General features: G+C 50.4%; 19 protein-coding genes. 5 read left to right on the forward strand and 14 right to left on the reverse strand.

Annotated elements, in window-relative coordinates:
- Window positions 1–32 precede the first annotated feature (32 nt).
- Window positions 33–2,216 carry an S-layer homology domain-containing protein gene (locus CF651_RS01695; protein ID WP_094013100.1) on the reverse strand — a complete coding sequence of 728 codons (2,184 nt, stop codon included), beginning with the start codon at window positions 2,214–2,216 and terminating at the stop codon, window positions 33–35.
- A gap of 179 nt (window positions 2,217–2,395) precedes the next feature.
- On the opposite strand from CF651_RS01695, the gene CF651_RS01700 reads away from it, so the two are divergent.
- On the forward strand, window positions 2,396–3,547 hold the full coding sequence (locus CF651_RS01700; RefSeq protein ID WP_094013101.1) for a polysaccharide deacetylase family protein: 1,152 nt from the start codon (window positions 2,396–2,398) through the stop codon (window positions 3,545–3,547).
- Between the two features lie 171 nt (window positions 3,548–3,718).
- Window positions 3,719–8,866, forward strand: coding sequence for an AAA family ATPase (locus CF651_RS01705; RefSeq protein ID WP_094013102.1), 5,148 nt, complete (start codon window positions 3,719–3,721; stop codon window positions 8,864–8,866).
- Between the two features lie 81 nt (window positions 8,867–8,947).
- On the opposite strand, the gene CF651_RS01710 is transcribed toward CF651_RS01705, so the two are convergent.
- The 3 genes from CF651_RS01710 to CF651_RS01720 all read right to left on the reverse strand — a co-directional run bounded on the left by CF651_RS01710 (window position 8,948) and on the right by CF651_RS01720 (window position 10,688).
- The gene (locus CF651_RS01710) at window positions 8,948–9,745 is read right to left on the reverse strand and encodes an alpha/beta hydrolase (RefSeq protein ID WP_094013103.1); all 798 of its coding nucleotides are present in this window, start codon (window positions 9,743–9,745) and stop codon (window positions 8,948–8,950) included.
- A gap of 65 nt (window positions 9,746–9,810) precedes the next feature.
- Window positions 9,811–10,152 carry a bacillithiol system redox-active protein YtxJ gene (gene ytxJ, locus CF651_RS01715; RefSeq protein ID WP_094013104.1) on the reverse strand — a complete coding sequence of 114 codons (342 nt, stop codon included), beginning with the start codon at window positions 10,150–10,152 and terminating at the stop codon, window positions 9,811–9,813.
- A gap of 29 nt (window positions 10,153–10,181) precedes the next feature.
- A complete protein-coding gene (locus CF651_RS01720; RefSeq protein WP_094013494.1) occupies window positions 10,182–10,688 on the reverse strand; it encodes a metallophosphoesterase family protein in 507 nt (168 codons plus the stop codon).
- A 255-nt stretch (window positions 10,689–10,943) separates the two neighbouring features.
- Here CF651_RS01720 and CF651_RS01725 point away from each other — a divergent pair, with 255 nt between their 5' ends.
- The gene (locus CF651_RS01725) at window positions 10,944–11,669 is read left to right on the forward strand and encodes a DUF1906 domain-containing protein (protein ID WP_094013105.1); all 726 of its coding nucleotides are present in this window, start codon (window positions 10,944–10,946) and stop codon (window positions 11,667–11,669) included.
- Window positions 11,670–11,771: 102 nt separating this feature from the next.
- Here the strand turns inward: CF651_RS01725 and CF651_RS01730 are convergent, their stop codons facing one another.
- The 6 genes from CF651_RS01730 to CF651_RS01755 form a co-directional block, all read right to left on the reverse strand.
- On the reverse strand, window positions 11,772–12,050 hold the full coding sequence (locus CF651_RS01730) for a hypothetical protein (protein WP_094013106.1): 279 nt from the start codon (window positions 12,048–12,050) through the stop codon (window positions 11,772–11,774).
- Between the two features lie 70 nt (window positions 12,051–12,120).
- Window positions 12,121–12,909 (reverse strand): TIGR00266 family protein, encoded by a 789-nt coding sequence (locus CF651_RS01735; RefSeq protein WP_094013107.1) that lies wholly within the window; start codon window positions 12,907–12,909, stop codon window positions 12,121–12,123.
- A 44-nt stretch (window positions 12,910–12,953) separates the two neighbouring features.
- Window positions 12,954–13,484 carry an acyl-CoA thioesterase gene (locus tag CF651_RS01740; protein WP_245855604.1) on the reverse strand — a complete coding sequence of 177 codons (531 nt, stop codon included), beginning with the start codon at window positions 13,482–13,484 and terminating at the stop codon, window positions 12,954–12,956.
- 175 nt (window positions 13,485–13,659) lie between these two features.
- The gene (gene purT / locus CF651_RS01745; protein WP_094013108.1) at window positions 13,660–14,838 is read right to left on the reverse strand and encodes a formate-dependent phosphoribosylglycinamide formyltransferase; all 1,179 of its coding nucleotides are present in this window, start codon (window positions 14,836–14,838) and stop codon (window positions 13,660–13,662) included.
- A 61-nt stretch (window positions 14,839–14,899) separates the two neighbouring features.
- Complete coding sequence (locus CF651_RS01750; RefSeq protein WP_094013109.1) at window positions 14,900–16,825, reverse strand: vWA domain-containing protein; 1,926 nt, start codon at window positions 16,823–16,825, stop codon at window positions 14,900–14,902.
- Window positions 16,826–16,842: 17 nt separating this feature from the next.
- Window positions 16,843–17,751 carry an ATP-binding protein gene (locus CF651_RS01755; RefSeq protein ID WP_094013110.1) on the reverse strand — a complete coding sequence of 303 codons (909 nt, stop codon included), beginning with the start codon at window positions 17,749–17,751 and terminating at the stop codon, window positions 16,843–16,845.
- Window positions 17,752–18,122: 371 nt separating this feature from the next.
- Between CF651_RS01755 and CF651_RS01760 the strand changes: the two genes are divergently transcribed.
- Entirely contained in the window at window positions 18,123–18,434 is a 312-nt protein-coding gene (locus CF651_RS01760) for a winged helix-turn-helix transcriptional regulator (protein WP_094013111.1), read from the forward strand.
- A gap of 31 nt (window positions 18,435–18,465) precedes the next feature.
- Here CF651_RS01760 and CF651_RS01765 read toward each other — a convergent pair whose 3' ends face one another.
- Window positions 18,466–18,690 carry a hypothetical protein gene (locus CF651_RS01765; RefSeq protein ID WP_094013112.1) on the reverse strand — a complete coding sequence of 75 codons (225 nt, stop codon included), beginning with the start codon at window positions 18,688–18,690 and terminating at the stop codon, window positions 18,466–18,468.
- Window positions 18,691–18,785: 95 nt separating this feature from the next.
- Window positions 18,786–18,971, reverse strand: a complete 186-nt coding sequence (locus tag CF651_RS01770; protein WP_094013113.1) for a Spo0E family sporulation regulatory protein-aspartic acid phosphatase — start codon at window positions 18,969–18,971, stop codon at window positions 18,786–18,788.
- 205 nt (window positions 18,972–19,176) lie between these two features.
- Between CF651_RS01770 and CF651_RS01775 the strand changes: the two genes are divergently transcribed.
- Entirely contained in the window at window positions 19,177–19,869 is a 693-nt protein-coding gene (locus CF651_RS01775; RefSeq protein WP_094013114.1) for a response regulator transcription factor, read from the forward strand.
- Window positions 19,870–19,983: 114 nt separating this feature from the next.
- On the opposite strand, the gene CF651_RS01780 is transcribed toward CF651_RS01775, so the two are convergent.
- Window positions 19,984–20,721: a YhcN/YlaJ family sporulation lipoprotein gene (locus tag CF651_RS01780; protein ID WP_179232648.1), complete on the reverse strand. Its 738-nt coding sequence runs from the start codon at window positions 20,719–20,721 to the stop codon at window positions 19,984–19,986.
- A gap of 137 nt (window positions 20,722–20,858) precedes the next feature.
- Window positions 20,859–21,359, reverse strand: a complete 501-nt coding sequence (locus tag CF651_RS01785; protein ID WP_094013116.1) for a hypothetical protein — start codon at window positions 21,357–21,359, stop codon at window positions 20,859–20,861.
- Window positions 21,360–21,399 lie beyond the last annotated feature (40 nt).

The following is a 21,399-nucleotide window of genomic DNA, read 5'->3' on the forward strand; positions in this document are numbered from 1 at the left end:
AAGCAAACAAAAAGCACAAAAGCGTGAGAAGCTCACGTTTGTGCTTTTTGCCCTCCTTTTGGGAGTTCTTTTCCTTTATGGCGTGTCCGCGGGTCCGTTGGCATACTCTTCATGGCTTTAAACATTTTAACGGTTTTGCCGACCAGGTCGCTGCCTTGCGGCACCATGTCCTCGGTGATGACAACATCCACAGGCTGCCCCATTTCTTCGCCGTCCGTGAAGCCGTCTTGATCCGTGTCTTTCCCATTGTTCGGATCAATGCTTGTTTTGACCAGCATGCCGTTCTCAAGCAGCATCCCTGTCACTTCATAATAATCGTCGATGCCGTCTCCATCCGCATCCACAAACTCGTCATGCCGCGTCGTGTCGACAACCGTTCTGAAGGCTGCCTCCAGCTGCTCCGAGGTGCGAACATGGAAATATTGGCCGCCGCCTAGCGTCGCCATCTGCGTAAGGTAACCCGAGTTGACCGAATCCCCTAAGCCCATGGTGATCAGCGTTACACCCTTTCCGTAAGCAGCCGTAATCGCATTCCAATCCGGTGCGAGACCTGAAGTATCTTCCCCGTCCGTCAACAGAACAGCGATATAACGGTGATTCGCATCCCCTGCCGATTCGAACTGACCGTAGGCTAGCTTAAGCCCGGCAAAAATATTAGTTCCACCGCTGCTGTCGATCCCGTAATAAACAGCGGCCGCAACGGTCGGTCCATATGTCGAGAAGGTAACAACCGCGCGGGCGCTATTGTCAAAATCAATAACAGCGGCACGGTCCGCCTCTTTATACACCGAGCCCTCATAATGATATACCGCATTCGCTACGCTAATATCTCTGATTTCGAGTACTTGCTCGGAATTCGGATTGAAGTTCAAGCCGTAAACGAGATCCGTCACCGCTTTTTTACGCAGATTTTGAGGATCCGTATCCATCATACTGCCGGAGCTGTCAATGATGAAAGCAAAATCGACATAAGGCTTGTACACTCCGGATGTGACGGTCAGGCTGTTTCTCCAGGCCTGATCCCAAGCCGTCTTATCGATCAGCACATATTTACTGTTATGCGTTGTCGAGAAGCTGACCGTACCATCAGCCACATTATAAGCTGTGCTTAAAAATTCAAATTTTTTCGTCGTTTCATTGTAATAGGCTGCAGTCAAATTTTGCTGCGTTGCAATTGAACCTACATTCAATGTTAAGGTAGCATTGGAGAACGTATTGCCGTTCGTATTGAACTCAATAACAGGACCCGTAAGTCCCGGTACTACGGTAGTGCTGCTGCCAGTCAATGTCTCCTGCTTCTGCATCTCAACATGAATATCGCTCAGGCTTCCGTAATAACCGGATAAATTCAAACCGGCCAATGCCACAGTATTGTTCTGAGCATCCGTGCCACTGATGGGATTGCCGTTTCCAACGGTGTCAATCAATTGTTGACCGTTCAGGCTGACTGTGTTTGCTTTGTTATTATGCTTGGAGCCTCCGCTGGAAGCACCTGCACCCGCCGCTGCTTCCGTCGGTGTTGTCGTCGAAGGATTGTCCGTCGGCTGTGTTGGCGTCACAGGAGGGTTTGTCCCTTCCTGCGCTTTCAAATACCTGGCGATCACCGCGATCGATTCAGCGCGGGTAGCTGATTTAACGGGCTTGAACACCGTCTGGCCGTTCTCCATCGAACCCTCGATCAGCTTATTCGAAGCTGCGGTCCGAATGGACGCATACGCCCAATAATCCGCGGGCACATCGGCAAAGCTGACCGTGTTCCCTGTTTGTTCCTTCAGCTGATACCCTCTCACCAGCATGGTGGCCAGCTCGGCCCGTGTAATTTGTGCATCGGGCTGGAAGCTTCCATTGTCATAGCCATCGACCCAGCCTTCTTTCTTGGCTGTTTCAATGTAAGGCTGTGCCCAGTGTCCCACTGGAACATCCTTGAAGGCAGCGGTAGAGCTGCCAGCAGCTTTTTTGCCGGTTGCCCCAACCAGCATCTTTACGAATTCGGCGCGGGTTACCGTACGATCGGGCAGTATCCAACGTTTTCCATCAAGCTCTACCCCATCGATAATTCCTTTACCGGCCAGGTATTCAGTCTCTGCCTTGGACCAATGGTCGTTTACATCGGCAAAAACAGGGCTGCCCGCCTCCGCACCAACCGCTGCCGTCAAGCCTGAGCTTAACGAGACGCAGCATATGAGTGCCGAAGCTACAAACTTTTTCAAATCCATAAATTCACCTCTCCACCATAACTGGTATGTATTTCCTAATTCATCGACATTGTATTACAAGTTTTCGGGACTGTATATCCGCTTTTTTTCCTACATGTTTTTTATCTCCCCATATTTACAAACGGAGAACGCCTCCTTATAATCAAGAATGTCACTTACTAGATTAGGAGAATGTACCTATGAATTCGCTTTCATTAAAAGTGATCATTTTATTATTGATCGGCGTCTGTGTCGTTCCTTTTATCGGCTCCGGAACGCCGAATTATATGTATAAAGACCAAGTCGCCGTCATCATGTACCACCATTTGAGCGATACGGCCAAAAGCAGCGTGACCATCACACCGAAGCTGTTTAAAGAACAGCTGGAGCTCCTGAAGGCACGGAACTATCACTTTCTTACCTTGCAGCAATTCGAGCATTATATGTCCGGTGGAGCCGTGCCCGATAATGCGGTGCTGGTCACCTTCGACGACAGCTACAAGAGCTATTACGACATCGGCTACCCGATCCTTGAACAATTGGGCATTCCTTCTGTCAACTTCGTTATTACAGAACAGCTGACAGACCCGTTCGGCGGCAATATCCCTTTCCTCTCGAACGATCAAGTCGCGGAGATGATTGCCAAACCGGGCAATGCCGCCGATTTCGAATGTCACTCGGACCGGCTCCATGCCCAAAAGAACGGTCAGCCTCTGCTGACTTCGAGAATCGGCTACGATGGGAATGCGGAGACGCCTGAGGCCTATACCAAACGGATTGGTGAAGATACGCTGGCCTGCCGCAATAAACTGAAGCAGCTTCATCAAAAGCCTGTGAATGCTTACGCCTACCCGTTCGGCAGCTTTGATCAAACTGCATCGGACATTCTTCGAAAGAACGGCATTCGCTACGCCTTTACCGTTGTTAGCGAAATGGCGACCCGCGAGGATGACCCTATGCAAATTCCGAGGATTACTGCGGGCAACCCGAGCATCTCTCCCGAGGAGCTGCATAATACGATTATGCGGAAGGTGGTGGACCGGAGCCGAACCTTCGGCTACATTCCATTTCGCGAAAGTGTCGGACAAGTGGGCGGCACCATGATTCAGGACAAGGACGGTACGATTAACTTTTATTATCACGGCAAGCATTGGACCACCCGAATGAACAGCAGTACTGTGAAGCTTGACGACCGGCAATTCCAGTTGACCTCCCCGATCCAGATGAAAAGCAGGCGGACCCAAATTTTGTATGAGGACCTGCAGCGCATCCTGGGCATTCAAATGGTGTTCAACCCGGTAAAAAACACGTTTAGTGAAAGGCTGACACCGACGGCCTCACCTTCCCAATAATAAGGAAAACCCTACAGGAGGTTTTTGGACTTGTAGGGTTTTCTTTTTGCTTTAACCATGAGAAATGATTGATTTTGTTGAAATGAGGCGGTACGCATCGAATTTTGTGTTGCTTCCTTTTACCGGAAAAAGTAAAATATAAGTATAAGGAAGTAATCGGAGGAACCTCGCTTGTCATTGACCATACATGATTTTCAATTAACCAAATGGTACGATCACGAGCCGTATATTATATACCGCGGCCACAACGCATCCACACAGCAAACCTACCTGATCAAACTGCTGCAATCCGAATATCCGTCACAGCAGGAAATTCAATGGATGACGAATGAATTTAATAATGGCCGGAATCTTCACCTGGATGACATCATCCGTCCTATTCGCATGGAACCGTACGAGAGTACGTTTATGCTTATTCTGGAGCCTGTCGAAGGTCAGCCGCTTGCCGAGCTTTCATTAACAGCACCTATGGAAATGAAGCTTTTTTTGCAATTGGCAAAGCACATGACTGATATCGTGTGCAAGCTCCATCAAACCAAAAGGGTACATCTGAATTTGAATCCGAATGCATTTTGGGTGAGTCCGGATAAGCACAGTATAAAACTGACGGACTGGAATACGTTAATTCAGTACTCGGCACAAGGCGAACCGTCACAGTCTTTTGAACCGATGCTGTTCCCGTCGCGTCTGCCTTACATGGCCCCTGAACAGATGGGGCGTATGAATCGGAATATCGACTATCGGACAGATATTTATTCTTTGGGCGTCGTGTTCTACCAGATGGTTACCGGAATCGTGCCTTTCTCGAGCCCTGACTCCATGGAGCTGATCCACCACCACCTGGCCAAGCAGCCAGCTTCCCCATCAGAGATGGCACCCCTTGTTCCCCAGCCTATTTCGGATATCATTATGAAATGTTTGCAGAAACACCCTGAAAACCGTTATCAGAGCGCATTCGCATTATTATGCGACCTGGAGGCCTGCCTCAATAACCTTCTTCATGAGGGCTTCATTCATAACGTAGCCGTAGGCAAGGGTGAGGCTATGGATATTTTTAACATGACGGAATCGCTTTACGGTCGGGAAGCCGAACTCCGAGAGTTGACCCATGCGTTTCATCGGACGATGCTCGGCAGCAAGGAATTTATCTTTGTTTCCGGTTTATCCGGTGTCGGCAAATCGAATCTGATTCAGGAGTTTCAGAAAACGACGCAGCGGGATCAAGTCCTGTTTATTTCCGGAAAATTCGATCAGTTTAAAAGAGATACGCCGTTTCAAGCCATTATGCAGGCTGGGCAGCAAATTATCCAATTTCTTCTCACGCTGGATGAAGATCGCTTCCAGATTTGGAAAAAGAAAATTATGGATGCCGTTGGTACGAACGGTCAAATATTAGCCGACCTCAATCCGGATATGGAAAAAATTATCGGCAAACAGCACCCGCTGCCCAAATTGCCTCCGGCCGAAATGCACAACCGTTTCTTATTGACGCTGCAGCAATTTTTGCGAGTGTTTGCGACCAAGGAGCAGCCGTTAATCGTGTTTCTGGACGATTTGCAGTGGGCCGATCCTGCCTCGCTGCAGCTTTTGCAGGATTTGCCTGCGACGGATAATTCGGCGTACTTCATGTTTATAGGCACCTACCGCAATAACGATATAACGGAATCACACCCGCTTCGTCTAACCATTGACAAGCTGGAACGAATGAAGCATTTGCACACGCAGCACATCCTTCTCGAGCCGCTCGGTTTTGATGATGTGCGCCTGCTGCTTAAGGATACGCTCAAGACGGAGGACAAAAACCGGCTCGAGGGACTGACGTCGATACTGATTCAAAAAACAAAGGGTAACCCTTTTTTTACAAAACAGTTTCTGCGTTCCCTTTATGATCATCAGCTGCTCCACTTCAACTATGGAATGGGCCGCTGGGAATGGGATCTTGCCAAAATCAAAGAGCTTCATATTACCGATAACGTCGTCGATTTAATGATCAATAAGATCCGCAGGCTTCCCGACCCGGTTCAAGAGCTTCTCATGCAGGCCTCTTGCATCGGAGATGTATTCGCAGCTGAACTGCTGGCGCTTGCCGCATCGAGGCCATTGACCGAAATCGACAGGCTGCTGGCGACGGCAATGAACGAGGGCTTTATTATTTCGTATCCGAACGGTCAGCCGGAGGACCAGCTGCCGAGCGTTTATAAATTTTTACATGACCGGGTTCACCAAGCCGTCTATTCTATCGTACCAAGAGATCAAAAAAAGCAGCTCCATTACGAAATCGGGAAGCTGATGCTTGCCACCATGACTGAGGATCAAATCGAAGAGCATCTGTTCGATATCTCTAACCAGCTCAATCTCGGTAAGGAATTCTTGCGCACCTCAGAGGAAAAAGCGAAGCTGGCCGAATTGAATATGAAGGCCGGTCGTAAAGCCAAATCGAATACCGCCTATGAAACCGCCTTGAAATACGTCACGAGCAGCCTTCAGCTCTTGGAAAAGGAGAGTTGGACCGTACAGTACGACCTCTCCTTCGCGGTGTATCTGGAGCTGGCTGAGCTCGAATATTTATGCGGTCACTTTGAAGAGGCCAAACGTTCATTCCAGCTTATTTTACAGCAAGCCAAAACCAAGCTGGAGAAAGCTGAAGTTTATAACCTGATGATTGTGCTGTACACAAATCTCGGACTTCATGAGCAAGCGATGCACATCGGTCTCGAAGGATTGCGGATGTTTGGCATGCCGATTCATTCCAAAGCCCGGAGAAGCTCCCTTCTCCTCGAGCTGGCTCGTTCCAAGCTGCACATGTTCGGAAGGCATCCGGAAGAATTGGCAGACCTTCCTTCCATGTCGGATCCGCACCATCGTGCGGTTATGAGGCTCATGGTTAATCTGATTGCACCGACTTATTTTCTCGATTCCGAGCTTTATGTATATTTAATGCTCAAGATGTTCAATTATTCGCTCCGGCACGGAAACTCGGAAGGGTCTGCATTGTCTTATATGACCTACGGCGTTATCGTCAGCTCTCTGTTAGGCAATTTGAACCAAGGCACCCAATTTGGTCAGCTCGGCCTCAAAATGAGCGATTTATTCGATCATTTGCCGATCAAGTGCAAGGTGTATTTTGCTTACGGTGCATTTACGAATAACCTCAGAGACCATATGGACTCCAATATCGGCTATTTGCGGCAGGCCTATCAATTCGGTGTGGACTCTGGAGATTTCGTCTATGCCGGCTATTCCATTGCTTTCAGCTTCTTTATGCGCCTGTTCAAGGGCGATTCCTTGAGCGACGTATACAAAGAATCCGAAAGCTATCAGCCATTCATTCACCGGTCGCAGGATCAGGATACGATTTATATTTTGATGGTGCTCCAGCGGTTTATGCTGTTCATGAAGGAGGACCCGCTGCCGCAGGCCATTACCCCAGCCGGCCGGCTGGAACCGTTTATGGGCGAGGAGGAACGTCAGCAGCTGCGGAGCTTCTCGAACAAGGCAACCGTTCACACCTATTATGCTCTTCAACTGCAATCGTACTATATGCTGGATAGGCTGGACGAAGCCGAGGCCATCATGGCTGAAATGGAGTTAAGCCTTAAGTCTGTTTTCGGGCTTCATTTGGTCCAAAGCTATTACATCATCGGAGCGCTTGTGATAACTGCAAGGCATCCGTCGGCAGCTCCTAACGAGAAGAAGCAGTATGAAAAGAAACTGCAAAAGCATTTGCGTTACTTGAAAAAATACTGCATCCTCTCCCCCGACAATTTTTTACACTTGAAACTGCTGCTGGAAGCCGAAATCAACCGGATTTACGGAAACAGCAACCTGGCTGCAGAGCTGTACGAGCAAGCGATTTTTTATGCAAACAAAAACCGCTTTATTCAGTTTGAGGCGATGGCTAACGAGTGTGCCGCCAAATTTTATATGCAGACGGGAAGGCTCAAAATCGCACGTTCCTATATGATGGAAGCAAAATCGCTGTATACCCAGTGGGGCGGCCTGAGAAAAGTGGCACAGCTCGAGGATAAATATCCGTATCTGGTCAACCGTGTAACCGGACTGCAATCGACTATGGATGTCACAACCGTTGCCAAAGCGTCGCAAGCGCTATCGAGTGAGCCTGCTTTTCACAATTTGTTGGAAAGCTTCATGAATATACTGATTGAAAACGCTGGAGCGGAGAAAGGAATCTTGCTTCTTGAGAGGGAGCATCGATTGTTCGTTGAGCTGGAAAAAGTGCCGCACAAGCCTTTCCAGTCGCTGCATTCCATTCCTTTGGAAGAATACCGCGATGCGGCGGCGACGCCCATTCAATATGCGGCACGCACGGAGCTTCCGCTGCTGCTGCACAATGCCGGTGAAACCGAGATGTTCATCAAGGATCCCTACATTCAGGCGGAGCAGCCCAAATCGATGCTGATTCTTCCTATCCTGAAGCTGGGTAAAATGATCGGTGTACTTTACCTGGAGAATAACCTGGCAACCCATGTATTCCAGGAGGAACGTCTGGATACACTTAAGCTTCTTACCTCGGAAATGGCTGTTACCATTGAGAATGCGAAGCTGTACAGCAACCTGGAACACAAGGATTACAAGCTGCAGCTTCTGGAGGAGCAGGAGAAAAACATTCGTTTGCAGCTGGATGAGAAGGAGCGTTGGGTTCAATCTTCCGAGGCAACCATGCTGAATATACGCAAGGCACAGCACGAATTAATCAATAACGTACAGACTATTCATGCGCTGCTCATGATGAATAAGCACGATATGGCAAAGGATTACATTTCCGTATGGTGTAAAGAAATTGTCCAGCAATCGGTCGTCAATTCCGTTAAATTCCCTGTGCTGGGGGTTGTATTGAACAACATCAGCCTCCCCTGCATCTCCGAGAAAATTAATTTGCAGGTTACCGGACATTTGGAATGCACCTTTGATGCGATTACTTTGCCAATCAGTTATTTCTCAAGTATCGTACATAATTTGCTCAAAAATGCGATCGAAGCGATTCCTGATGACGATCCTCTTCGAACACTGCGGCTTCATATCGAGGAGCAGGAGCAGTTTTACAAGCTAATCGTTTTTAATTCCGGTTCTTATGTCTCGGAAGCAAATCGTACTCGAATCTTTACCAAAGGCTTCTCGACCAAATCGGACACGACCAACTCCGGACTTGGGCTTCATATTGTCCAAAACTATTTGGAGCATTACGAAGGCTCGATAGAATGCACCTCCGTTGAAGGGGAAGGGACTACATTTACCGTCATCATAAAGAAAAAGCTTACTCACGCTCAGCCGCGAAAATTGGTTGCTCAGAAAAGCTAAGCCCTCCATCAGGTACCTCCCTTCACTGACACTAAAAACCCCTTAAGATTCATTGAATGAAGTGATCTTAAGGGGTATTCTCTATTCGTTTTTGGCAAATTGAGCTTCCATAAAATTCAAAGCGTCCGGCAAATGCTCTGTCCAATACTCCCATGTATGCTCGCCTGAGAACTCTTCATAGACATGAGGATATTGAATGGATTCCAGATGCTTCGTATAACTGGCATTCATGCTGTATAAGAAATCGTTCGTTCCACAGTTGAAATATAAAGCAGGCCGCTGAGGCTCCTGGACACGGCGGCTTGCCAGCAATTGCAGATCGTGCCCTTGGGCAAACGGTCCGCGGACAGGTCCTATCATTTGTGACACATCCGAACGGCTGTAATGCTCGGCAATATGCTCGGTTGAGGTGAGCGCACCTGACAAGCTGGCCGCAGCCCCGAATAGCTGAGGATATCGAAGTGCCAAGGAGAAGGCACCGAAGCCTCCCATGGACAAACCGCAGACAGCCCGATATTTCGGATCATCCAGCGTACGGTACTGCTTATCTATCTCCATGACCAAGTCATAAATGAAATAATCCTCGAAGTTGCCGGTTCCATTGTACCAATTGATATAAAAGGTACCATGTCCGTAGCCGCCGTCACTTGGCATCACGACAATAGAAGGTCGAAGCGTCCCTTCGTCGATCATACGGTCCAGTGTCTGCTCCGCATTCCCCTTGAGCAACCAGTGCGACTCGCTTCCATACATCCCATGCAGCAGGTAAATGACGGGATAGCTTCGGTCGTTCTCCTCATAGCCTTTGGGCAGGTACACAAAGCAGGTTTTGCGGGCAAATAAAGCGCCTGAGAAAAAAGGATGCGGTCTCACGCTCATGAGCGGGTTCATCTCCTGATCTTGTGGAATAGCTGGATGGGCTCAGGTTCACAGAGGAAGTCTTATTAATTCAGAACCGCAGTCATGTGGGCTTGCGTAACGGACCAGTGAGAAGTGTTCCAAACCGCTTCCTTGTTCTTTACATACACAATTTGCGGAGAAGCATGCTTCACACCGGTATCCTCTGCGATCAGATTGGACACCGGGCGGGATTCAATCACCTTTACCAATACATATTCCACGTCTGTGTTCGGTTCTTTCTGCAAATAAGCTTCGAATTCATCCAACGCATTCGCGCTCACCGGGCAAGTCGTGCTATGTTTAAGCACAACGACTGGCTTACTGGTAGAAGCTTCGAATTTTTGCGTCCATTCTTCCGTAGTTGTGATTTCTTTCCATTGTGTCATGATAAGTCCCTCCATAAATGTAATTTTTCTTACGATTTGCTATCGTAATAATGCAGAGTCGCCTGAATTGGAGTCTCTGATGGTTCCCACTCCAGCAATGCATACGAATACCGCGGCTGACGGCGTTTATCCGTAGGAGATCCGGGATTGAGGACAAGCACCCCACGATGCGTTCCTTGATAGGGAACATGGGAATGTCCGAAGATAATCACATCGACCTCTTCCTCACGAAACGCATCGATCGCCCGATCCAAAGTGGTCTTACGCCCACCATCTCCATGAATCAAGCCTATACGGCAGCCTGGCAATGACACGATTTTTTGACGTCCGAAGCGCTGAATGATGTCGGTACCGTCATTGTTTCCTGCAACGCCGTCGGTCGGGGCAATTTGCTCGAACAAGCTGACAACCGCGGCATCGATCCAATCTCCTGCATGCAAAATCATATCAACCCCCTGCAGCCCTTCCACCAACTCGCGCGGCAGCTGCTTGGCTCGTCCAAACATATGCGTATCCGATACAATGCCCAAGCGCATGTCCATCCATCACCCTTCCTTCGATCGCTGCTCTTCTGTGTTATTCTACCATAAGTTGCATTTCACTTTCCATGATGAGGTCTTGTTGGTTTGCAGCTCCTTGAATTTCCCTGCCATGCCGAATGCCCCGTTTTACGGGCGGCCTATGCGGATAAGCCGTACGCTGCATATATTGAAGGGAAACCCTGCTTTAAGCAGGATGGGAAATCGAAATCCCTTTCCACATATCGTCTAACTGAAGGGAGTAGATGAGGTATGGCAAAAGGTTTTGATTGTGCAACGCCTTTAACTGCAGCAGCAGCCAAGGCATTCTATGCCGATGGGTACGAATTTGTCGCACGCTATCTGGTGCCGAGCGGTTGGAAGATGCTGTCCAAAGCGGAAGCCGAGCTGATCAGCAAAGCCGGATTGCAAATCGTCTCCGTCTACGAAACGACAGCAGACCGAGCTTTGGGAGGCAGAGCTGCCGGCTTAAGCGATGGAATTACAGCCATGCAAACAGCCCGGAGTATCGGCCAGCCGGAGGGGAGCACTATATACTTCGCAGTAGACTTTGACGCAACAGCCGCGCAAATGCCCGCTGTGATCGATTATATCCGGGCGGCAAGCGAGATTACTCCTGGCTACAATACAGGCGTGTACGGGTCCTATTCCGTCGTAGAGGCGGTCAGTCAAGCGGGTGCATGCTCCCGTTTCTGGCAAACCTATGCCTGGAGTCAAGGCAAGCAGTCCTCCGTGATGAATATTTATCAATACCAGAACGATATTACCGTGAACGGGATCGGAATCGACCTGAATCGTTCTTTCGGAAATGAAGGCTGGTGGAATACCCTGGAATACATGTTAAGCCCCGAGGATGCGAATAAAATGATTGCTTTCCTGGGTGCCGGTTATATGGCTACGGAATATGCCGATGCCCGGGCTGAATTTCACCGGTTGGCAAACGAGCTTCGCAAGGCGTCAGGCCAGCCTGAGACCTGATTTCCACTCATACTTCGTCATCACTTGCCGACAGCATCCGGCTGTCCAAGCCTTAAACCGGGTAGAAAAAACCCATGAGCCACGGCCCATGGGTTTTCGCCATTATGCTGTTGGTGTTCCTGCGAGCTGCAGTGCTTGTGCCGAAATTTCTTCCTTGAAACGCCCCATACAGTGGCATTCGAAATCTTTACGGCAAATCGGGCAAGGCTCTTTCAGCAGACGGTTCACGGTCGTCACACGTGCAGAACCGGTAGCTGCGTCCTTCTCAAAAGTAAGACGGCAATGGGTACGGTCCTTTAATTTGACTACCATTTCGAACAATCCGTTTTTCGGGTTGTTGCTGACGATTTCGGCAGAAACGACTTGTGGTTGGTATGCCATGGGTTCAGCACCTTTCATAATCTGATATGTCTTGTTCTACAAAACAATGTATATAGAATGATAGCTTGTTTTACTTATCCCCGTCAAGTAGATTGCCCAGACCGCCTAGAATGCTGCCTTCTTCCTTCCGGCCTCCGGCCCGCGATGCCGACATGACCCGGTCCGCCAGACGGCTGAACGGCAACGATTGAATCCATACCTTGCCGGGACCTTTTAACGTTGCAAAAAACAGTCCTTCGCCGCCGAAAATTGCGGTTTTGACGCCTTTGACAAATTCTATATCGTATTCGATATTTTGTGTCATCGCTACCAGGCAGCCGGTATCGACACGAATCAGCTCGCCCGGAGCGAGCACTCTATCGCAGATGGCGCCGCCCGCATGGACGAATGCGAGTCCATCGCCTTCGATCTTTTGCATAATAAAGCCTTCGCCGCCAAAAAAGCCCGCCCCCAGCTTGCGCTGCAGCTCGATACCGACGGAAACGCCTTTAGCTGCGCACAGGAACGCATCCTTTTGGCAAATCAGCTTACCGCCCATGATCGCCAAGTCCATCGGCAGTATTTTACCGGGATAAGGTGAAGCGAACGATACTGTCTGTTTACGGGAACCATGATTCGTAAAAAGCGTCATAAATAAGCTTTCCCCGGACAGCAGCCGTTTACCGGCTCCGAGCAGCTTGCCCATAAGTCCTTTATTCTCGTTGCTGCCATCACCGAAAATCGTCTGCATCTGGATATCGCTGTCCATCATCATTAGACTGCCCGCTTCCGCAATGACACTTTCGGCCGGGTCAAGCTCAATCTCCACATACTGCATTTCCGTGCCGTTGATTTGATAGTCGATTTCATGAGCATTCACAGACGAGCCCTCCTTTATTGTAGGCAAAACGATCCGCAAAACTCTTAGGACGGGGTCTCCCCTAGCTTCCGCTGCTGCTTCCGCCGGGTCCTGGCATCATACCGCTCCTGCGCACTGGCATAGATCCGCTTCTCCTCGTCGGTTTCCGGGATCACACTGGGGACAGGTGTCGGTTTGCCGTCCTCGTCCAAAGCGACGAACGTTAAAAATGAAGTTGCCGTCGTTTTCCGTTCGCCGGTAAACAAATTTTCGGACTCCACCTTCACATACACTTCCATGGAGCTCCGGTGGGTCCAGGATACGAAGGCTTCAAGCAAAATCGCTTCGCCCACTTTGACCGGAGCCAGAAAATCCAGACTATCGCTGGATGCTGTAACGACGCCGCGCCGGGAATGGCGCATGCTTGCGATGGTCGCTATTTTATCTATGTATTGCATGACGACGCCACCGAACATGGTGCCATGGTAATTCGTATCCGAAGGAAAAATAATATCGGACATCAAGCTTCGCGACATCCTTGCAGGCTTCGCCTGCAGCTCGCCGGAAGTCAGGTCAGGCTGATCGGGATGAGTCATCGGGTCATGGCCTCCTGTCGGAATGAAATCACGCCTCGCTGTAGTATGGAGTCCCCCTACGATGAAGCATACAAACCTATGCGTTACATGGATAAGCGGCTTTGCCGTTTTTCAGAACGGCAGGTGATGGTCAGGACCGCTCCATATATAGTGAAGCTGATACTTCCATGTCCGCTTATGAATAAACCAGCTTCAGCTTTTCAGCGGCTTCCGCAGCTACAGCTCTTGCTTCGTCCGTATTCTCAGCTGAGGTTAAAGCTACAGCCATCCGCCGTCCTACCTTCGTCTCCGGCTTTCCAAACACGCGTACCTGCGTATTCGGCAGCGCTAGCGCTTGCTCCAATCCTTCGATACGGAAGCTTTGGGATTCCTCTACGGCTTTCAGCGTATGGGAAGCACCTGGCGTCAATAAACGGATCGTAGGAATCGGAAAGCCGAGAATCGCACGTACATGAAGCGCAAACTCTGATAAATCCTGGGTCACCATCGTCACCATGCCTGTATCGTGCGGGCGCGGGGAAACTTCGCTGAAATATACCTGATCCCGGCCGAGAAACAGCTCCACGCCATAGATTCCGGCTCCGCCCAACGCATCGGTAATCGTTTTGGCAATGTGCTGCGCCTGCTCGATCTGCTCCGGAGTCATGTCATGCGGCTGCCACGATTCGATGTAATCGCCGTCCTTCTGCACATGTCCGATCGGAGCGCAGAAAGTCGTGCCGGATACGGAGCGTACCGTAAGCAGTGTAATTTCCGATTCAAAATGAATAAATTGCTCCACGATTACCCGTGTTTTCTTGGCACGGCCGCCTTCCATGGCGTAATTCCAGGAAGCTTCCACATCATCCGGGGTACGGCATACGCTTTGCCCTTTGCCTGAGGAGCTCATGATCGGTTTAATGACGCACGGCGTTCCGATGGACGCAACCGCCGCCTTCAGCTCATCGAGGCTGTCCGCAAACGCAAAGTTCGCCGTCGGAAGCTTCAACGTCTCTGCTGCCAGCCGGCGAATGCCTTCGCGGTCCATCGTCAAGCGCGCCGCCGTAGCCGTCGGGACGACACGAAAGCCTTCCTGCTCCAGCTCCACCAGCACATCGGTAGCAATAGCTTCGATTTCCGGCACGATGTAGTCGGGCCGTTCGGTTAAGATCAGGTCGCGCAGCTGTGCCCCGTCCAGCATATTAATCACGTAAGAACGGTGTGCCACCTGCATCGCCGGAGCGTTATCATAACGGTCTACCGCAATCGTTTCGACCCCGAGACGCTGGGCTTCCAGCACAACCTCTTTGCCAAGCTCGCCTGAGCCGAGCAGCATCATTTTTTTAGCCTGTGTTGATAATGGTGATCCGTACATCCTTATAATTCCTCCCATGCGTCTTTTACTTGCATCCATTTTAATTTTATGACCCATTACGTTACAGCTTGCTTATCAACAGCCTTCGAAGCAGCGGCGTCAGCTGGGCCGCAAGATCAGATACATCCGGCACCACCACGCTGTGCCTGCCGTAAATATTCGTCATCGTGATGCGCTCCGTCTCTTTCACAGAACCCTTGCCTATAAAGACGCTTACGACGTCCACACCCGACCTTCTCGCGAGCTGCACCGCCTCATAGGTATCCATAATGCCATCCTCGTGATATTCGGCTGCCGAAGGCTCCCCATCGGAAAATACCAGCAGCACCTTCTGTTTCTCCGAACGTTGTCTCAGCCTTTCCGAGACGATTCTAATTGCATAGCCGTCGCGGTTATCCTGCTCCGCCTGCAGCTGAAGCAGCTTCGGACCGGCGCCGGGGTTCAGACAGCCGTTGAAGTCCGTTATGACCTGAAACGTATTAGGGTAGGCTTCCTCTGTCACCGCGTCGGCATCTTCCCAGAAGCCGATCACTTCATGAGGCACTCGCAGGGTTCTTAACGTCTCATGAAACAAGGCGATACCCAGATGCGCTTGCTCCATTTTATCATACATGGACGCTGAACAATCAACCAATAAGCCAAAGACCGCATCCATTTGAGCGGAAGGATTGTTCTTTTTATAAAACAATCGCGGTAACGGCTCCCATGCGGCCCGGATGAGCTTTTTCCCCAGTCGTCCCGAGATGAGCTCCCCCCGGCGCGCAATCTGCTTTTGCTCCATTGTCATCTGGATGGTCCGCTTCAGCTTCGATACCATCGGACTAATCTTCAGAAGCACCTCCTGATAGCGCAGAAGCGCCTCCGCATCCGGCTTTTCGGCAGCACGGTACACAGGCACCGCCTTGCGGTTCAGCCTGCCGTAAGGCTCTCCAGGGCCTCCGCTCTCCCCTGTTTCCATGCGTTCTACTGCAGGAGGCATAGGCTGATTCGGCTCGTTCTGCTTCACGGCTTTGGACGAGCCCTGCACGATGCCTAACGCTTGGTCGCTGCTGTCGGACTCCCGAACATGATTGCTGATCAGGTCGGTCTTCGAGCCCTCCTCTATATCGAAGCGCAGCAGGCTTTCTTCCTGCTTCTCCGTCTCCCGGTGCCAGGTCGGAAGCCTTTCCCCTGGCTGCAGCGGCTCCTCCCGCTCCCCGTCAGCCGGGAGGACCGATTCCCGTTTAAGCTTCTTCTTGCGCTTTAATTCGCCTATGTATTCCCAGCTAAGCGGCTCTGCGGTGCCGTTCTCCGGCAGCATCGCGAAATAGCTGATTCGGCAGTCGCCGCCCAAGGCATCGGCCGCCTCCAGCAGCTCCACCACCAGGCGGCTGCGCTCCGCGACGTCCGCCGTGCTGTGCAGCGCTGCGTCCGCTGCGTCCCAGCGCAGCCGCTCCAGCGCGGGCAGCAGCTCCGGCACGCTGCCCGGCGCCTCGTTCTGCAGCGCTTCGCCGCCGGCCAAGGCTGCGGCCATCGCGCACAGCAGCGCATCGGCCGGCTCGCCGCGGTACCCGTGGGCGTCGCGCTTCGCGGCGAAGTGCTGCGCATACAGCCGGCTGCGCAGCTCCAGCGCACGCCGCGTGCCCGGCCGCTGGCGGAGGCACAGGTGCGCGAGCCGCGTTTCCTCGCACAGCGCAAACAGCTGCTTGGCCAGCAGAGGGCGCTTGAGCCCGTGGGTCCAGGCCAAATATTCGGCAATAACCCGGGAGTCCGTAAACCAGGCGCTGCCGATGCCTCGAAGGTACACGTCCGACTTCATCCCGGCAAGCTTGACAGCTTCCGGGTAATCGCTCCAGAAGGAGCTGACCGCAATCAGCCGGGCCCGGTCATCGTAAAAGGAATGGTAGGAAATCTCCAGCTTCAGCTCCTGCCAGCCCGTCAACGCCTTCCCCAGATCCAGAAGCTGCATACGCAAAAAAGCATCGACTTCATTCTCAAGAAAACGCATCGCTTTCTCCTATCCGATTATCCAAAGTACGTCTCCGCCAAATTGGCTACCAGCGCCTGCTCGCGTTCATCGTCCAGCTTGTCGTTAATCGCTCTCTGGATCGCGCGGAGCGGAGGTAAATAGGCAGCCAGGTCACACGCATCCAGCATCGCCCGGACGGATGCCGCTTCGTCAGACAACTGACCCGAACGGATTTGCTCCTGCAGATCGGCCGATAGCCGGACGAATCGTCTTAGCAGCTCATCATCCTTCAGCAAGGAGCGCTCCTTTAATAGCTCCAGCAGCTTATCCCCTTGCAGGTAAGGCACATCCATCACAACGAAACGGTTTTTCAACGCCTCATTCATCGGCACCGTGCCGACATAACCGATATTGACGGCCGCGATAACGCCGAAGCCTTTTTTGGCCCGGACCACCTCGCCGGTAAACGGATTCGTAATCGTTCTTCGATGATCAAGCACCCCATTAATTAAAGGAAGCGTCTCGGGCTTAGCCATGTTGACCTCGTCAATATAAAGCCAGTGCCCTTCCGTCATCGCTTTCACCAAGGGTCCCGGGATAAACCGAACGACAGACTGACCCGCCTCCTGGTCCAGCGTCTTGAACCCAACCAGCCCTTCTGCATCAAGGTCCACCGAGCAGTTGACCGAATGCATAGGCTGACCGAACAGGTAGGACAGCGTTTCGGCCAGGCGTGTTTTGCCCGAACCGGTCGGGCCCTTCAGAAGCACGTTTTTCCCCAACTGCATGGCGACAATCGCATCCCCCAGGATATGATCGTCCGACGGTCGGTAGCCATCGCTGCCAATCAGACTGAGCTGCTCGGCGTCGAGTGAGGTCATGCGGAAGTCCCTCCGCTCCAAAATCGTTTGCAATAAAGATTTGGGCAGCTTTGCCGTTGCCCAATGCTCTGATACCAGCGTCATAACAAAGTACCCTCATTTCTAAGCTTGCATTACAGTTTCCTATCGTTGTTATACTGTACTCCCGCGAATATTTCAACCTGATTTGCAAAAAAAAGAGCCTGGAAACGGAACAATTATCCGATTCATGGCTCTTTGGTGAATAGATGCCCTGTGCTTGGGCGAATGATGACTTATAGAGAAACATGCGAAATGGTTCGCTACGATGTATAATCATTTGATGGACTGCAGACACACCGCTTCATACATATACAAATCGTGTATTATGGAGCATACATCTCTAGCCTGACTCACAGGAAAAATGAGCGTTTGCATTTAGGGCTTACTTTTGTCAAGTAACTTATGTTAAACTATATGTAGAAGGAGATGGTGTCATGACCGATCATCAGCTTTGTCCTAAATTCGAAGCCGCTTTTGAAATTTTGGGTAAACGTTGGACAGGGTTAATTATTAAATCCTTATTGCCCGGTCCAAGGCGTTTTAAAGATATTTCCGAGATGATCCCCGGAATGAGTGACCGGATGCTCGCCGAGCGCTTCAAGGAGCTTGAAGCCTGTGGTCTCATTCACCGCCATGTTTATCCGGAAACGCCTGTACGTATTGAATACGAGCTGACCGAGAAAGGCAAGGCCTTGGAGCCTGTTATGAAAGAAGTACAGAACTGGGGGGAAAGCTGGGTGAATTAACCCCAGCTTTCTTCAGTCTTTATACCCCGTATCAAGCAAAGGTAACCGGGTCCGCAATATAGCTGACAGGATAGAAAAACATCGGTTGGCCGCATTGCGGGCATTTCATCCGTACCCCCGCCGTATTCCATTCATTCATCATCATCGCAAACGAAAAAGACGATTCATGGTTGATCGTCTGGATAACATCCGAATGATGCACATAGTCACAATGGGCTGTACTGCAGCATGCGCGTACTTTATAACAGCTGTTCATCAGGGATTTTCCTTTCCATAGGAACTGAAATGGACTTCCATTTCCAATCTATGGTATTCCCTGAGAATAGCTTTTTTATGCGTAAGGCATTCCGTTTATTGGCTCTGCTTCTTCTTTTGACCTCGTTGGTCCCTCATCACATGGAGCACCAATTCATCGAGCTCCCTGCTTTTTTGCAACACATGGGGATTGGTTAATTCACGACCCTGCCGAAAAACCAATTCGTTTAAAGCACCAATACATAAGCTGATTTCTCTGCTTATTTGATCTTTGACATCCATTGGGCTCCCCCCTTTTTTTCTTACAATCCGGTAACTTATAGTTTCATTATGTAAAAATATGTTTAGAAAAGTTGTAGAGCGTACATTGAAATTGTATTGTTTTTCCTCATACTTTTCTAACATAGCATGCAAGCTATTTACGCTTTGTTTCTTGGGAATTACCCTTGTTATAGACAGACTAAACTAACGTGCCAGGGAGGAATTCATGTCCACTGTATTGCTTATTGAAGACGATCAAAGTATTGCTGATATGATCTCCATCTATTTGTCCGAGGAAGGCTATGTGGTATACAGCGCCGCTGACGGAAAACAGGGATTACGGTTGTTTGAAAAACAGGGCCCTCACGTCGTCATCCTGGATATTATGCTCCCCGATACGAATGGAGTAGATCTGTGCAGACAGCTGCGGGCTGTCTCTGTGGTGCCTATCTTAATCATTTCCGCCAAAAGTGAGGTTTCCGAGCGTGTCAAAGCACTGATGCTTGGGGCTGACGATTTTTTGTGCAAACCGTTCAGCATTCGCGAGCTTGCCGCCAGAATTCAAGCCCTGCTCCGGCGGTCTACTAAGAGCAAAGTTGGATCTGTTCCGAATACGGATAGCAAGGAGCAGCACCGTTCGATCGTAGTTGATATGGACAAAAGATGCGTTTATTTGCATCGGGTGCCCATCGAGACAACGTATTCCGAATTTGAAATGATGAAATATTTTTGGCTTCATCCGGGCAAAGTGTTTTCCCGCGATGAGCTCTTAAGCAAAATTCGAGGGATCGATTCCCTCGTAACCGAACGTTCCGTCGACGTGCACATCACGAACCTGCGCAAAAAAATAGAGCAGGATCCGAAGGAGCCCAAGCATATCCAAACCGTCCGGGGCGTAGGATATAAATTCGAGCATTAGGCAGAAGTCGCTTAGTTCTTTCCGGCTTACAAGCAAAACTCCTGATCCGCATCATCGGTTAACAACTCAAGCAGCTTGAGGGCACCGTACCGGTCAGGAGTTTGTTGTTGTTGCTTATCTTCTTGTATTATGATCGCTTGGAAACACACGCTGGATCATCGTATTGAATTCGTTCATATACGCGGATACATCGACGCCGTTCTGAGCCTCTTTGGCATAAAATCGGATCCGCTGAACAAAGTTCGGATTAGCGGATACGAACACTTTTTGAACCGCCGGCTGGGTCATGTTGAGTACTTGCCCTGTGATCCGCGAGCTTAACGAGTAGGTCAACCCTCCAGGCTCCGACCAGTTGATGCGGTTGGCTCCCTTATCCGTGCCGAACAGGCCGATACCGCCCTTTGGCGTAATTTGATGTGCCATCATATCCGGATGCGCTTCCGTATCTACCTGATGTCCGTCCATCACCAAGGCAACGTAAGCATTCGTATTCGTTATCAGAACCTGGGCTTCACTTACTCCCGGCAGCTGGTCCAGGTGATTTGAAATTTCAGGGGCAAACCGGAACGTCTTGCTCAAATGGTGATTCGTCATATCCAGCTGTTGAAATGCTCCAGGGTTATCAGGCTTTACCGTACGCGCCTGTTCCTCAACATACTTGGATTTTACACCCAGTGAGTTATCCTCGTTGTTCCGGCTATCCCTGTCGAACAACGCATGCTGATCCGCTCGTTCGGCGCCGGCCCCCAAGTTTTTGTCCTGCTTCCCGTTACAGCCTGCCGCCAAGGCTAATAGGGCTGTGACCATGGCCACGCGCCAGCCCGCCTTTTTCCATAACTGCCTATGTACCATCCTTCGCATCCTCCTTATCCAAAATCACAGTTTCCACCCGTACCTTGTTAGGATGATTCCCGCGTAGGAAAATATGCGCTGGCGGTCATATAAAAAAAGAACTGCCTCGTAGAAGAAGACAGTTCTTGTGATTCCGGTTACTCCGATGATTCGCCTTTACCCAGCGTCCGGTCCAGCTCTTCCAGCAGCTTGCGAACCGCATCTTCAGATCTTTCTGACGATTGCTTGAACTTCAGCAGCTGCTCCTTGACGCTCATACCAAGCGCCTCGTGATCCGCCTCCTGCTCCGTGTAGGACGGATCGAACCACACATAATCGCCGTCCGGACCGTTGCGCAAGAAAGACTTATTCCATGCCTCCGGATACGTGTACGATTGTTCTCCAAAAATAATTCCAAGTACATCATCGCTGTCCAGCGGCATCAGATGGTGGAAGGTCTCCTCTCCTGTGCTCTCGGGTCCCAAGGCTGCGATCTGCTTGTGCAAATAGGCATAATGCAAATAATGCTCTCCCGTTTCCGTATCCTTCGCAACCTCGTACAGCTCTAACACTTCATCTGTAAGCGATTTGACGGTTTCCAGACGGTTCTGCAGAAGCTCGGAAGGGATTCTTTTCATCTCTTGAAAAGAGATTGTCATACGCTCCGCTCCTATTCTTTGAATGGTTCGTGATTTCTAC

The sequence above is a fragment of the Paenibacillus rigui genome, assembly GCF_002234615.1.
In the GTDB taxonomy this organism is placed as follows: Bacteria; Bacillota; Bacilli; order Paenibacillales; family NBRC-103111; genus Paenibacillus_S; species Paenibacillus_S rigui.